We start from the raw sequence: 14,327 nt of genomic DNA, 5'->3' as shown, positions 1-14,327 counted from the left end.
GCGTGTATATGTGTTTGTAAAGAATAAAGAAGCAAGAAAACCTCTTGCTTCTTTATTTATCATAATCAATGGCGGCTTTTGGGAGCCCGGTATACTTGGCCCAGTAATAAATCGCAAGTGAGCCGATCGCGACTAAAATGAGGTCGACGGGATTGCTGATGATCCCTAAGCCATGTCCGAAAGAACCGATGTAGGAAAAAATCAGCATCATAATATAAAACCCGATAAGCCACCAGGCTGATTTCAGCTGCTGAGCGAGGCTGACATCTTCTTTAGGCGTATATTTGCTGAAACAGAGATAGATCAAAAACATCACGAGCTGTGAACCGAGCAGCCAGGAGACTGTTCTCCATCCTGACCAGTACACGATAAACGCTGTAAATATAAAGGAAAGCGGACCGATAATGCTCATTCCTTTTAAATAAAACGGCCTGTCTAAGTCCTTCGCGTTAACCCTCAGCGCAGCAGAAGAAATAGGTGCAATCGCATATGAAAGAATGAGCGCGACTGAACAGACATTGACGAGCGCGTTCCACGAAGGAAAGGGAAGTGTCCAGAAAATGGACAGGGCAAACGAAAGCCAAAGTGAAGCGCGGGGTGTCCCCGTTTCTTTATTGACCTTTGAGAATATGCCAAATAATGTCCCGTTGCGCGCCCAGGCGTAAACGAGCCGAGATGTCGTATTCATAAAAATATTTCCGTTTCCCCCGGGAGACAGAATGGCGTCTAAAATGACAAGCGTTGCAAGCCAGCCTAACCCGAGCATGACCGCAATATCCTTAAACGGCAATGAGAACTCCCGGCCTATTGCCGGCCAGCCATGTTTCAGCGTTTCTGTCGGAATTGCACCAATAAAGGTGACCTGCAAAACAGTGTAAATGATGGTTGAAACGATGATGCAAATGATTAAAGCGATCGGGATATTACGCTTTGGATTTTGCACTTCACCTGCTACAGATACAATTGGATGAAGGCCGAGATACGCAAACATCACGCCGCCTGTCGAAATGGCGGCCTGAATACCTGTAAATCCAAACGGTACAAATCCTTCAACGGATAAGTTCTCCGGCTGGAAATGAAAGATCAGCACGATAATGATGGTAATCGGCACAATGTATTTAAAAATCGATATGATGAAATTCGCCTTAGCGAAGGTTTTGACGCTCCAATAGTTCAGCAGGAAAAACAAGCATAATAAGGCAAACTGCAAGATCCAGCCGGAAATGGTCGGTGAATCAGATCCTTTAATGGTTAGACCGGGAAACCAATAAGCCACATACTGGCGCACAGCGGTCACTTCAATGGAAATCAAGCTTGTGTAAGCGACAATCGTGACAAACGAAATTAAATAGCCGACAAGGTGGCCATGTGAATAAACGGGGTATCGAATGATGCCTCCGGTACGGGGCAGAGCAGCTCCGAGCTCTGCATATACGAGCCCGATTAACAAAATAATGGCTCCTCCGAGGATCCAGGAAAAAGCGCCGGAGGGCCCAGCTTTTGAAGCGACATTACTGACAGCGAACAGCCACGCTGATCCAAAGATGGCTCCCATCCCAATTAAAATCAGATCAAACAGAGACATTGATTTCTGAAAATTTCCTTGTTTAGACATTCGCTTCCTCCTTCGAAACCAGCCTTATATTCCTTACAATGCCCAATATGTAACAGAGAATACCGCCCTTAATAAAAAAACAGGCGCAGCCTGCGCTGCACCTGTTTTTATTTATGAATCGAATCAAAGTGTTTCACTGTTATATTTTTGAAGGAGGCTGTGCCGCCATCAGAAAAAAGGGTAATGCCTTTATCTTCAGGCTTTGGGAAGACTTCATTTGAAAAAACGGTTTTCCCGTCGCCAACAAATACTTCTATCGTTGTTTTATCAACAAGTATTTTCAAATGCACCTTACGTTTGCTTCCATCATAAGGAGCTTTGCTTTCGACATAGGTATTGCTTTTGTCAGGCTGATTTGTGGCTGCTCTATTGACATATGCATAGCCGCCTTCAGCGAAAATGCCGACATCAATATGGCGTTTTTGGTCTTCTGATTCTCTGAGCCTGACGCCTGCATTCTTTAGCTCTGACCAAGAAAGATCCGTATCAAGCTGGTACGTATCACCTGTTATCGACAGTGTTTTTGATCCGTTCACATCCTGATCCTCTATTTTGTCAGTTGAAACAGTCAGCTGCTCCAAAGCTTCAATCGGCTGTGAGACGAGGCTGTATGTTCCGTACTGCTCTTGCAGCCGGAGTTCGCGTATGACAGAATCTGTGCCGTTAAAGCCGTTCTTCATTGTCGGGGTGTTGTTGGCATAATCCCAATTGTTCATCCAGGCAAGCGCATACCGCTTTTCTGATGGATCTGTGCTTTTGCTGTCCTCGAACGTCACACCGCCGTACCAGTCAAAACCATAGTCAAGCCATTGGGCTTCAGTCTGATCCGCTGTGAATTCTTTTCCGTCGAAGCTTCCGGTCCAGTAGGCGTACGTATTTGGTTTGCCCCACGGTTTACCGTTCGCGCTCGCACCGAGAACCCATTTATTCGTTCCGTCGCTTGCCCGCATCATGTAGAGGTCAGGACATTCGACCATTCCCGCCTGCTCTGGGAAGAATCCGCTTGTGTAATGCCAGTCCTTAAGATTATCGGATTCATAAAAGCCGATTTTTGCTCCTTCAGCCATGACCATGACCCATTTGTTATCCTGGTCATCCCATATCACTTTCGGATCTCTAAAATCGTCTGTGCCCGGATTAGGCATAACGGGGTTGCCACTGTAGAATTTGAATGATTTTCCTTTGTCTGTGCTGTACCACAAATATTGCTCTTGTTTTTTATCTTTGGCTGAGGGCTGTGTCACAATCGCGACAAGCGCATTTTTCCCGAAGCCGGCTGTGTTCTCTTTATCCACCACGACGGAACCGGTCCAAATATCACCGTCCGGGTTTGTATATTTCGGAATCGCCACGCCTTCATCGGTCCAGTGCACCAAATCCTCTGAGACGGCATGGCGCCATTCTGTGCCGTTGCCTTTTGGGTAATCCCGGTTATATAGATAGAAATAATGATACTTGCCATCAAAATAGATCGGTTTTTGAGGGTCATTTTTCCATTTATCCGGCGTCGTAAAATGATATGCCGCCCGGTAGTCCGGCTTCTGTGTTGATTTTGTTTTTTGGTCATGTCCTTCTTTTGGAAATAAGTCGATAAACAGCAATATTCCTAAAAAGCTCAGGAATACGGTTAGCCATTTGCCTGTTTTTTTATAGTTCATATGGGATTCACCTTTATGATGTTGATAAGAAATAAAAGAAAATGCCAATAGGATATCGGCATTTTCTTTTGCGTTTTTATTAGTTAACTGTTAATTGTCCTTGTTCAAGGATGCTGTTTTTCACAACAGATGTTTTCTTGCCTTTGATGTTCAGCAGGAAGCTTGGCGCAAACGTTGATTGTTTGTCTGCGTAGAATCCTCTGTTTGTCATGTAGCTTGTAATCACGACATTGTTTCCTTTCGCTTGAGGTACAGCGAAGTGTGAGTAAGTAAAGGTTACATCGTTAGGATCAAGATCCATTTTTAACACAAGGCCAGTTTTGTTCAGCGGCTTGTATGGGCCAGTTAAAGAATTAGAAACATAGCCAAGCATGTAAATATCGTTAGACGTGATGCCGTCAATCGTCATTTTTGACCCGCGGGAGTCAGTGAACAGATACCATTTGCCGTTCATTTTAAATACGTTCGCACGTTCAATTTCGTCTGTTACTGTGTTAGATGCAATTAGCGGTTTCATCACTTTTTTCAGTGTGTAGTCATTGTTTAGCTCAATCATGCCGAGTGCGCCGTTAGCTAATTCAGCAGTGCGCTTTTTATCACTTTGCAGAAGTTTTTGACTTTCTTGACGGAAGAACGATGTGCTTTTGCCATAGTATGCTTTGTTAAATAAAGATTCTTCGCCTTGGTAGCCATCTTCAGTTCCAGTGTTTGCTTCAAATACTAAGTATTTGTGGCCTTTATCTTCTACGTAGTGAGGATCTCTCAGCGTATGGTTATCGCCTGAGCTGTAGTTGCCTTCATCGATGAACTGCTGTACATTTTGATACGTTTTGCCGTCGCCGTCAAAGATTGATTTATGATCCTCTACACCGTTGATGTTCAAAGAGTTGTCTGATGTTGATACGTTAACTTGTGCAGTTGTCAGTGTTTGTTTGCCGTAATGTGTACCGGAAAAGTCAGTGTAGAACAAACGGATGTGACCGTCAGATGTGAATGTCGCTGAGCCAGACCATTCTTGTGTTTGTTCTTTCAGGATTGAATCATTTGCAGCGAATTTGTCGCTGTCTTTGAAGACGCGGCCAGCGTTTTTCCAGCTGTCAATAGAAGTTTCGCCGACTTTCTGATAGAACATGTAGATAGATGTGTCATCCGCATTTTTAGGATCTCCGGCTAATGCAAAGACGATGTGGTAGCCGTGATAGTTTGCGACTGTGCCGTCAGCGTTTTGTAATGGCCAGCTGTCCCAAACGTCAAGGCCTTTTGCAGAAGAGATGTTTTTAATTGTGGACGAATCGAATTCAGGCACTTGATATTTTTCATTTTTTTGCTGTTCAGGGATTTGGAGCATATCATGGCGTGTAATATGGGAAATGCCGTAAGTTTCTTTATATGGTTTTTGAGTTGTTTCTTTCGCAAACGCTTGAGTTGCGCCTCCTGCCAGCAGTGCAGTTGTAAAGGTTAGTACTGTTGCTTGTTTTGCAAACTTTTTGATGTTCATCGTTCATGTCTCCTTTTTGTATGTACTGTGTTAGCGGTCTGCTTCTTCCAGCCCTCCTGTTTGAAGTTGGCAAGTCAGTTACGCACAATAAAAAAGACCTAAAATATGTAAGGGGTGACGCCAAAGTATACACTTTGCCCTTTACACATTTTAGGTCTTGCCTGCTTTATCAGTAACAAACCTGCGTGATTTACTTTTCGACCTCATTCTATTAGACTCTCGTTTGGATTGCAACTGGTCTATTTTCCTCTTTTGTTTGATAGAAAAACATAAACGGATGTAAATATTACAGGTCTAAGGAACTAAAATATCTATCGATTTCTTTTCGTTCTCTGCATTTTTTATTGCCTCTTTCGCATAGGCATAAAGTTGCCTTTTTCAAAATCATTCAGAAAATTGCACAAGATTTCATTCCACTAAATAAAAGTATACAGCGTGTATATGTGATCGATTAAAAAGGATCTCTAACTGAGGGATATTTCAAAATATTTGAAACGTTCATAGCCTGGTAACGTACAAAGCTATGGGAGGTGGAGGAATGAAGCAGAATAAAAGAAAGCATCTTCAGACGTTATTTGAGACATTAGGCGAAAAACATCAGTTTAACGGGACGGTTCTGGCTGCGGAAGAGGGTGATATTTTATATCATCACTCTTTTGGCTATGCGGAAATGACTGAAAAACGCCCGTTGCAAACCAACTCTTTGTTTGAGTTAGCGTCTCTGTCGAAGCCTTTTACAGCTTTGGGAATCATCTTGCTGGAGGAGAAGGGGATTCTTAGCTATGAAGACCAAGTGGGTCGCTGGCTGCCTGGTTTTCCGTATCAGGGTGTAACGATTCGGCATTTATTGAACCATACGTCAGGGCTTCCTGATTATATGGGTTGGTTTTTTGCCAATTGGGATCAAAACAAGATTGCGGTGAATCAGGATATTGTCGATATGCTGATGAATGAGGGGCTGCCCGGTTATTTTGAGCCGAATGAAGGCTGGCTGTACAGCAATACAGGGTATGTTCTGCTGGCGGTTATCCTTGAAAAAGCATCTGGCATGAGTTATGCGGATTTTATGAAAACAAGTATTTTTTCACCGATCGGCATGAATGAAACAAGAGTGTATAACAGGAGGCTTTTGCCTGAGCGAATTGATCATTATTCATATGGATATGTGTATGATGTACACTCCGAAACATACGTCCTTCCAGACGATTTGGAGGAAACGAACTATGTTGTGTACCTTGATGGCATACAAGGGGATGGGACGGTGAACTCTGTCACAAGCGATTTATTTCGTTTTGATCAGGCTTTATATCAGAACGATTTCATCAGCAAGGCTTCTAAGGAATCCGCGTTTTCTCCAGTACGCCTCAACAACGGAGAAACAATTGATTATGGCTTTGGCTGGGTACTGCAAAACAGTCCTGAAAAAGGGCGGGTTGTCAGCCATAGCGGAGGATGGCCCGGCTATTCAACGATGATGATCCGATATATCGATCATCGTAAAACGCTGATCTATTTGAGTAATAAGGAAGAGGATACTGAATATGAACAAGCGATTCTGAAGGCGGCGGAACATATTCTATTTGGCCAGCCATATGAGGTCCCGGAACGTCCTGCTGATAAAAAGAAAAAAGCAATTGATACGGCGATATACAGCCGCTATGTTGGCAGCTACTTGCTTCAGGATGGGACGGCTGCACAGGTGACAGCCGAGAATGAACGGCTTTATTTGGAGATCACCGGGCAGCTGAGACTGGAGTTATTCCCTTCCTCGGAAACGCGTTTTTTTCTGCGAGCATTGTCTGTTGAAGTCGAGTTTATGTTAGGCGAGGATGCTGCGAAAAGCTTTATCCTTTATGAGGATGGCTCAGAGGAAGAAGCGGTCCGTACGAATGAGAAAGGAATGAACTAGATGATCGGAATATTAGCCGGAATGGGACCGAAATCGACCTCGCCGTTTATCGATAAGGTGATTGATTACTGTCAGAAGCTGTATGGGGCTTCAAACGACATTGACTATCCGCACATGATGATCTATTCATGCCCGACTCCCTTCTATGCAGATCGTCCGATTGACCATGATGAGATGAAGAAAGCGATTATCGACGGAGCGGTAAAGCTCGAGAAAACAGGCGTTGATTTCATTGCGCTGCCTTGTAATACGGCGCATGTCTACTATGAAGAGATTCAGCAGTCATTGTCGGTTCCTTTGTTAAATATCGTTGAGGAAACGATAAAAGCGATTCCGCATCCTGCAAAAAAAGCGGTGGTGTTAGGAACAGAGCCAACCATCCAATCCGCCATCTACCAAAATGGGCTGAAGGCAAATGGACAAGAAGTTGTTCACAAGGACCTTTGGCAGCACGCTGTGAACCGGCTTATTGCCGCAATCAAACAGCCAAATCATATGCATACACAAGCATTGTGGCAGACGCTATATGAAGAAATCAGTCAGCATGCAGACATCATCATTTCAGCCTGCACGGATTTAAATGCGGTGTTAGATCATTTTCAAAGTGAGATTCCGATGATAGATTCCTCTGCCTGTCTGGCAAAAAGCACTGTCAGCACATATCTTGCGTATCAAAGCTAGCTTAAGACAAGGACTGTCTTCAAACAGTCCTTGTTTTTTATGTTCCTATTGTTTGACAGTTAACTGCAATGGTGTTAAAGTAAACATGTAAATAGTTACATGATTTTTTCTGAAGGTGAGGTGGTGCCCTTGAAGAAGCCGGTTTTAAAACCATTCGCCTCTTTAGAAATCAAGGTTGATCCGCCTATCACAATTGGTGAGACAGGCCTGGGACTGAGACGATTTATTCCGATTCGTTCGGGAACAATAACCGGGGAAGTAAAGGGACGTATTTTGCCGGGCGGTGCCGATTCGCAAATGATTCGTGCTGACGGCAGAACCGATTTATCTGCCAGGTATGTAATCGAAACAGCAGATCATGAACTGATTTACATTGAAAACCAATGGAATACGGCAAGTCAGCGAGCCGTTTCGAAAACAAGCGGCAGCCGGGGAAATCATTGATCCGGAGCATGTTTATTTTCGTACGGTACCGACGTTTGAAACAGGCAGTGAAGCCTATCAATGGCTGCATGACCGCTTGTTTATCGGTTCCGCAGAAAGAACCTCTGATTACGTTCGACTAGACATTTATGAAGTACAGTAAAAGACTAAGGAGAGTGTGAAAGATGGAAAACTTTATCGGAAGCCACATGATTTATACGTATGAAAACGGATGGGAATACGAGATTTATATTAAAAACGACCATACAATTGATTATAGAATTCATAGCGGAATGGTTGCCGGACGCTGGGTTCGGGATCAGGAAGTGAATATTGTCAAACTGACAGAAGGCGTATATAAAGTGTCTTGGACAGAGCCGACTGGCACGGATGTTTCATTAAACTTTATGCCAAATGAAAAACGCATGCACGGCATTATTTTCTTCCCGAAATGGGTGCATGAACATCCTGAAATTACAGTGTGCTACCAAAATGACCACATTGACTTGATGAAAGAATCACGCGAAAAATATGAAACGTATCCAAAATACGTTGTACCTGAATTTGCGGAAATTACATTTCTGAAAAATGAGGGAGTCGACAATGAAAAAGTGATTTCGAAGGCTCCTTATGAAGGAATGACAGACGATATTCGTGCGGGAAAATTATAAGAAACATCAAAACCCGGAAAAGAGATTTACTTCTCTTTTCCGGGTTTTCTTTTTGCTGCAAAAACAATCTGATTCCAGCCCAGCGCATAGGCTGTACCACGGTCGACAAAATGATGATACAAGCCGCCACAACAATGACAGCGCCAATGTATCATATTTCCCCAGTTTATTCTCCTTTTGAAGGGAATAATTTCTGCCTTTTTTCAGAATCCGGATCGTTTTCGATCACAATCTCCGAATCAAAAATCAGCGTCTCTCTCGTTTCTTCGTGATACGCCGGCCAATTCACAGCTTCGGTGCTTGGGTTTCCTGTTTTGGCGAACGTGATCCATGCTGATTGTATCGTGTGAGAAAGCTGTTTCACCTCATCCGTAACCTCCGCGTTTGCCATCCGCTTCAACCCATCCAGATTTCCAAAGACAAAAGGAAGCTCTAATGCGTGAAACGCTTTATTGTACGGCGGCTTCTCCGGGTGCCAATCGAACCTGTACATCCAAACCGGGGCGTAGTGGGACTGTGCGGATGCATAGGCAACGGCCGGGCGCCAAAATAACAAATCAGTCATCATGTGAATCTGGCTTTCCAGAGAACGCGGATACAGATCGGCGGCTTTCTTGGCCAGCGGCTGCCCTAATAAATACTCGAGTGCAGCATCAAGCGTTTCCTGAGAATGAACGTCTGAATCAGGGGTGAAAAATAAATATCCTTCATCACGGGTTGTTCCGATTAATAGCGGAATGCCGGCAGCAGCCCCTTCTGCTATTGCTTTTTCTGGTTCAGCAGGCAGCGTTTTCGGATCAAGGGCGGGCTGGAAAAACAGATGAAAGATATTTTCTTTTTCTGTGATCCGAAGCTGATCAGCCGCTTTTAGCAAATCTTCTGCAGAAACCGTATGCAATTTCTCCAGTTGGCTCTCGTTAATCCCAAGGACCTGTAACAAGGCTGCCGCGGTGCTCGCCGCTTGTTCTTTCGTCATCGTTCGAGAAGCGCCGCTTTCCATGATTGCTTTCTGGAACAGGCCTTTTGCCGCTGGCATTGCGAGCAGCGCGGCAATGCTCATGCCGCCGGCGGATTCTCCAAATACTGTTACGTTATCGGGATCACCGCCAAACGCTGAGATATTCTCCCGCACCCATTTCAGTGCGGCGGCTTGGTCTAAAAGCCCAAGGTTATCGGAATACGCCTCATCAAATGAAGACAAGTGCAAAAAGCCAAACGGCCCCAGCCGATAGTTCAGTGTAACGACAATGACTTCTCCCTGCGCCGCAAGTTTTGATCCGTCATACAATGGATCACTGCCCGCTCCAAGATAAAAAGCGCCGCCGTGAATCCACACCATGACAGGCAGGTTTTGACTTGGAGTGTCAGGCGCAAATACATTGAGATACAAGCAATCCTCGGACTGGCGCGGCAGTTCAGCATACGATAGTGAAAGTAAATCAGTCGGCTGCGGGCAAACAGGGCCATAGGCTGTAGCATCAAGTACATCTTCCCACACTTCAGGCGGCTCAGGTGCTTTAAAACGCAATTGTCCGACAGGCGGCTTGGCAAAGGGGATGCCTTTCCATATATGTACGCCGTTTTCCGTTGTGCCTTTTACTTTGCCGTATTGAGTCGTTACTGTTTGATGAGTCATTGTGTCCTCTCCCTTTTTCCCCCATTATAAACAGATTTACCCTGAAGATGCGAACGTTAGCCCTCTAGCCGATCATCATCTTCCCATCGTTTTTAAAAAGGATTTGACTTCATGGACAGTCAAGCCGATTTCTCTTGCTTCCGCCATCAGCGCTTTCCATTCTTCTATATTGGATTCCGTCAGTTTACGGTTGCGGTAAGAAGCCGTTTCAGGCTGTTCTTTCTTGAGTCTGTTCGTAAAAGTGAACAATTCTTCCTTTTCCATTCCGGCTTGTACGGCTTGCACTAAATGTACGCGCCACTCCTCTTCATCGCCGCTGATTTTTTCATACATCATTGTTTCTGCGTCAAATAATTCTGTTAATTCCACATCAAGTGTCGCCGAAACTTTTTTTAAAAATTGAACGGACGGATTCGTGTGAACCCCTCTTTCAATCTTGCTTAAATACGATTTGGATACGCCTGACTCAATCGCCAGCTGATTAATAGAATAGCCTTTTCTTTTTCGGTACAAACGGATAATTCTTCCAATCATAATGTGAAATTCTCCTCTATTCCTGTCGTTATTTTGTTCATTATAAGGAATAATTCGTTCTTTATAAAATTTAAAATAATAAGGGAAGTGCAGTAAATTAGAGGAAAATCATGATTTTGTTCTCTAAAGAGAACTTATTGGCTTATTTTGCAATTTTTAAATAATACTATTTTCTTTTATAATCCAATCATTAACAGAAAGGGGCGCGGGAAGCCAGCCGCGGGAAGGCTGAAGGCTATGAATACATGAATGAGAATATGAGTTTTAAAGAATTATATGCGATTGTCAGACACAGATTCGTGCTGATTCTGCTCATCACAATCGGCGTTACCCTGATTACGGGTTTTGTGCAATTTAAGGTTATTTCACCGACCTATCAGGCGTCGACACAGGTGCTGATTCATGAATCAGACGGTGAAGAAAACTCGAATCTCAGTGACATCCAGCGAAATCTTCAGTATAGCAGCACGTTCCAATCGATTATGAAAAGCACTGCCTTGATGGAAGAGGTCAAGGCGGAATTGCACCTATCTGAATCGGCTTCCTCGCTGAAAGGAAAAGTAATCACCAGCAGTGAAAATGAATCAGAAATTATCACCGTTGCCGTCCAGGATCACGATCCGGCGAAAGCGGCTGAGATTGCGAACACATTAGTGAACAAGTTTGAAAGAGCAGTAGATGAAAGAATGAATGTACAAGGCGTACATATATTATCAGAGGCGAAGGCTTCGGAAAGCCCGATGATCAAGCCGGCCCGGCTGCGAAATATGGTCATGGCTTTTGGAGCTTCTGTCATGGGCGGCATTACACTGGCATTTTTTCTGCATTTTCTCGATGATACGTGCAAAAGCGCACGGCAGCTCAGCGAGAGAACCGGATTGCCATGCCTAGGCTCCGTTCCTGATGTTCAAAAAGGGCGGAATCGCGGGATAAAACATTTCGGGGAGTGAAGCGAGTGATCTTTAGAAAAAAGAAAGCAAGGCGAGGTTTGGCTCAAATATCTGTTTTACACAATAAATCAGTTGTTGCGGAACAATATCGCACCATCCGGACAAACATTGAGTTCTCATCTGTCCAGACCAACTTGCGATCCATCCTCGTCACCTCCTCTGTGCCTGGTGAAGGTAAATCGTTCAGTGCAGCGAATCTTGCGGCTGTCTTTGCGCAGCAGCAGGAAAAGAAAGTACTGCTAGTGGATGCCGATTTAAGAAAGCCGACCATCAATCAGACGTTTCAGGTTGAGAATGTAACCGGGCTGACAAATGTGCTGGTCGGTAATGCTTCACTCAGTGAGACGGTGCAAAAGACGCCGATCGATAACTTATACATACTGACAAGCGGCCCGACCCCGCCAAATCCGGCAGAACTGCTGTCTTCAAAAGCAATGGGAGATTTAATATCTGACATCTATGAACAATTCAGCCTCGTCATCTTTGATTCCCCTCCGCTTTTGGCTGTTGCCGATGCTCAGATTCTAGCAAATCAAACAGACGGCAGCGTGCTTGTCGTTTTAAGCGGAAAAACAAAAACCGATACCGTCCTGAAAGCAAAAGATGCACTGGAACAATCCAATGCGAAGCTGTTAGGCGCTCTTTTAAACAAAAAGAAAATGAAAAAATCGGAACACTATTCCTACTAGTTTTTGGAAAGGTGATGTCTCCTGACCTGTATCAATGGAGGCACTCGGCTCTGCTGTGGGCAGCTGAAGTTGCTGCCTTAGATGCTGGTCGTCGCTGGCGGGGCGTGAGGATGGGTTAAATGCCCACTTATCTGATATATACATAGGACGTGTTGTCGGTTTAGCTGTTGCCGATGTTTTGGAGAGACGAAAACCGCCGCAGCTAAACCGATAAAAGAATTAGGGGGGAATAGGTTGAGTTACCGGAGAAGACTATCAATGATTATTGCGCTGGATACTTACCTCGTTTTAAATTCAGTTATTGCAGGATATCAATTTTTAAAAGATTCCTATCAATTTTATGACTCCGGAGCATTACTGCTTACCGCTGTCAGCTTGCTCCTCAGCTATCATGTGTGTGCTTTCCTGTTCAATCAGTATAAACAGGTGTGGACATACACCGGGCTCGGCGAGCTGCTTGTCCTGCTTAAAGGCATTACGCTTTCCGCCGCTGTGACCGGCGTCATTCAGTATGCTGTGTATCATACGATGTTCTTTCGTCTGTTAACCGCGTGCTGGGTGCTTCAGCTTTTGTCCATTGGAGGGACGCGTATTTTATCCAGAGTATTAAACGAAAGCATTAGAAAAAAACGCTGCGCCTCATCCCGCGCGCTGATTATCGGGGCGGGCTCAGGCGGGACTCTGATGGTCAGGCAGCTGCTTTCCAAAGATGAACCTGATATCATACCTGTCGCTTTTATTGATGACGACCAAACGAAACATAAATTAGAAATCATGGGGCTGCCCGTAATCGGCGGAAAAGAAAGTATCATGCCTGCGGTGCAAAAGCTCAAAATTAACTATATTATTATTGCCATTCCTTCACTCCGCACCCATGAGCTTCAGGTGTTATATAAAGAATGTGTGCGAACCGGAGTAAGCATTAAAATTATGCCTCATTTTGATGAAATGCTGCTCGGCACACGAACTGCCGGACAAATCAGAGATGTAAAAGCTGAGGATCTGCTCGGCAGAAAGCCAGTGACCCTCGACACTAGCGAAATTTCGAACCGCATCAAAGGAAAAACAGTTCTCGTCACAGGAGCGGGCGGATCAATCGGCTCGGAAATCTGCCGGCAGATCAGCGCGTTTTTGCCTAAGGAAATCATTCTGCTCGGCCATGGGGAAAACAGCATTCATTCGATTTATACAGAGCTGAATGGACGATTCGGCAAACACATTGTGCTCCATACGGAAATCGCTGATGTGCAGGACCGCGATAAAATGTTTACCTTAATGAAAAAGTACGAGCCGCATGTTGTCTACCATGCAGCTGCCCATAAGCATGTCCCTTTAATGGAACACAATCCTGAAGAGGCGGTCAAAAACAATATCATCGGAACAAAAAATGTCGCGGAAGCAGCCGATATGTCGGGAACTGAGACATTCGTGCTGATTTCATCAGACAAAGCGGTGAACCCAGCCAATGTAATGGGGGCGACAAAACGGTTCGCGGAAATGATTATTATGAATCTTGGAAAAGTCAGCAGTACCAAATTTGTCGCTGTCCGTTTCGGCAATGTACTCGGGAGCCGCGGCAGCGTCATTCCGATTTTCAAAAAACAAATTGAAAAAGGCGGCCCTGTGACAGTAACACATCCGGCAATGACCCGCTATTTCATGACGATTCCCGAGGCATCAAGGCTTGTGATTCAGGCTGGGGCACTGGCGAAAGGGCGTCAGATTTTCGTTCTCGATATGGGAGAGCCTGTAAAGATTGTGGATCTTGCCAAAAACCTCATTCATTTGTCCGGCTACACGACTGAGCAGGTTCCAATCGAATTCACAGGCATTCGTCCCGGCGAAAAAATGTATGAAGAATTACTGAACAAAAATGAAGTCCACGCTGAACAAGTCTTTCCAAAAATTCATATTGGTAAAGCAGTAGACGGCGATTGGCCGGTGCTGATGCGCTTTATCGAGGATTTCACTGAACTGTCGGAAGCCGACCTGAGAGCGAGGCTGTTTGCGGCAATCAATACATCAGACAACATGACGGCTGCCACTGTTCATTAGGGGGAGTG

At 44.7% G+C, this 14,327-nt stretch carries 11 protein-coding genes and 1 pseudogene; 7 read left to right on the top strand and 5 right to left on the bottom strand.

Going from position 1 to position 14,327, the window contains the following annotated elements; translation table 11 throughout:
* Positions 1–52: 52 nt before the first annotated feature.
* From aspP to sacB, 3 genes are all read right to left on the bottom strand, one after another.
* Positions 53–1,615 carry an aspartate/proton symporter AspP gene (gene aspP / locus C1T29_RS20405; RefSeq protein WP_103749347.1) on the bottom strand — a complete coding sequence of 521 codons (1,563 nt, stop codon included), beginning with the start codon at positions 1,613–1,615 and terminating at the stop codon, positions 53–55.
* A 107-nt stretch (positions 1,616–1,722) separates the two neighbouring features.
* A complete protein-coding gene (gene levB, locus C1T29_RS20400) occupies positions 1,723–3,273 on the bottom strand; it encodes a 2,6-beta-fructan 6-levanbiohydrolase (protein WP_095431942.1) in 1,551 nt (516 codons plus the stop codon).
* A 79-nt stretch (positions 3,274–3,352) separates the two neighbouring features.
* Positions 3,353–4,771 carry a levansucrase gene (gene sacB / locus C1T29_RS20395; RefSeq protein WP_103749348.1) on the bottom strand — a complete coding sequence of 473 codons (1,419 nt, stop codon included), beginning with the start codon at positions 4,769–4,771 and terminating at the stop codon, positions 3,353–3,355.
* A gap of 538 nt (positions 4,772–5,309) precedes the next feature.
* Between sacB and C1T29_RS20390 the strand changes: the two genes are divergently transcribed.
* From C1T29_RS20390 to padC, 4 genes and pseudogenes are all read left to right on the top strand, one after another.
* Positions 5,310–6,680, top strand: coding sequence for a serine hydrolase (locus C1T29_RS20390; RefSeq protein ID WP_095431941.1), 1,371 nt, complete (start codon positions 5,310–5,312; stop codon positions 6,678–6,680).
* Positions 6,681–7,361 (top strand): aspartate/glutamate racemase family protein, encoded by a 681-nt coding sequence (locus tag C1T29_RS20385; RefSeq protein WP_071582389.1) that lies wholly within the window; start codon positions 6,681–6,683, stop codon positions 7,359–7,361. It begins immediately after the preceding gene.
* Positions 7,362–7,490: 129 nt separating this feature from the next.
* Positions 7,491–7,947, top strand: a pseudogene (locus tag C1T29_RS20380) (DUF3237 domain-containing protein).
* Between the two features lie 22 nt (positions 7,948–7,969).
* Positions 7,970–8,455, top strand: a complete 486-nt coding sequence (gene padC, locus C1T29_RS20375) for a phenolic acid decarboxylase (protein ID WP_069838674.1) — start codon at positions 7,970–7,972, stop codon at positions 8,453–8,455.
* A gap of 166 nt (positions 8,456–8,621) precedes the next feature.
* On the opposite strand, the gene C1T29_RS20370 is transcribed toward padC, so the two are convergent.
* A complete protein-coding gene (locus C1T29_RS20370) occupies positions 8,622–10,091 on the bottom strand; it encodes a para-nitrobenzyl esterase (RefSeq protein WP_095431940.1) in 1,470 nt (489 codons plus the stop codon).
* Between the two features lie 75 nt (positions 10,092–10,166).
* Complete coding sequence (slrR, locus tag C1T29_RS20365) at positions 10,167–10,625, bottom strand: HTH-type transcriptional regulator SlrR (RefSeq protein ID WP_095431939.1); 459 nt, start codon at positions 10,623–10,625, stop codon at positions 10,167–10,169.
* 245 nt (positions 10,626–10,870) lie between these two features.
* On the opposite strand from slrR, the gene C1T29_RS20360 reads away from it, so the two are divergent.
* From C1T29_RS20360 to C1T29_RS20350, 3 genes are all read left to right on the top strand, one after another.
* On the top strand, positions 10,871–11,575 hold the full coding sequence (locus tag C1T29_RS20360) for a YveK family protein (RefSeq protein ID WP_103749349.1): 705 nt from the start codon (positions 10,871–10,873) through the stop codon (positions 11,573–11,575).
* Positions 11,576–11,580: 5 nt separating this feature from the next.
* The gene (epsB, locus tag C1T29_RS20355) at positions 11,581–12,264 is read left to right on the top strand and encodes a protein tyrosine kinase EpsB (protein ID WP_040081747.1); all 684 of its coding nucleotides are present in this window, start codon (positions 11,581–11,583) and stop codon (positions 12,262–12,264) included.
* A gap of 234 nt (positions 12,265–12,498) precedes the next feature.
* Positions 12,499–14,319, top strand: a complete 1,821-nt coding sequence (locus C1T29_RS20350) for a polysaccharide biosynthesis protein (RefSeq protein WP_189396844.1) — start codon at positions 12,499–12,501, stop codon at positions 14,317–14,319.
* The last annotated feature ends 8 nt before the right edge of the window (positions 14,320–14,327 follow it).

The sequence above is a fragment of the Bacillus sp. MBGLi79 genome, assembly GCF_002953915.1.
The sequence above is the reverse complement of the archived record's forward strand: the minus strand, read 5'-3'. Positions and strand labels throughout refer to the sequence as shown.

Bases quoted from the DNA above. Each gene is read 5' to 3' on its own strand.
- aspP (WP_103749347.1), bottom strand. From the start codon at position 1,615: ATGTCTAAACAAGGAAATTTTCAGAAATCAATGTCTCTGTTTGATCTG.
- levB (WP_095431942.1), bottom strand. From the start codon at position 3,273: ATGAACTATAAAAAAACAGGCAAATGGCTAACCGTATTCCTGAGCTTT.
- sacB (WP_103749348.1), bottom strand. From the start codon at position 4,771: ATGAACATCAAAAAGTTTGCAAAACAAGCAACAGTACTAACCTTTACA.
- C1T29_RS20390 (WP_095431941.1), top strand. From the start codon at position 5,310: ATGAAGCAGAATAAAAGAAAGCATCTTCAGACGTTATTTGAGACATTA.
- C1T29_RS20385 (WP_071582389.1), top strand. From the start codon at position 6,681: ATGATCGGAATATTAGCCGGAATGGGACCGAAATCGACCTCGCCGTTT.
- padC (WP_069838674.1), top strand. From the start codon at position 7,970: ATGGAAAACTTTATCGGAAGCCACATGATTTATACGTATGAAAACGGA.
- C1T29_RS20370 (WP_095431940.1), bottom strand. From the start codon at position 10,091: ATGACTCATCAAACAGTAACGACTCAATACGGCAAAGTAAAAGGCACA.
- slrR (WP_095431939.1), bottom strand. From the start codon at position 10,625: ATGATTGGAAGAATTATCCGTTTGTACCGAAAAAGAAAAGGCTATTCT.
- C1T29_RS20360 (WP_103749349.1), top strand. From the start codon at position 10,871: ATGAATGAGAATATGAGTTTTAAAGAATTATATGCGATTGTCAGACAC.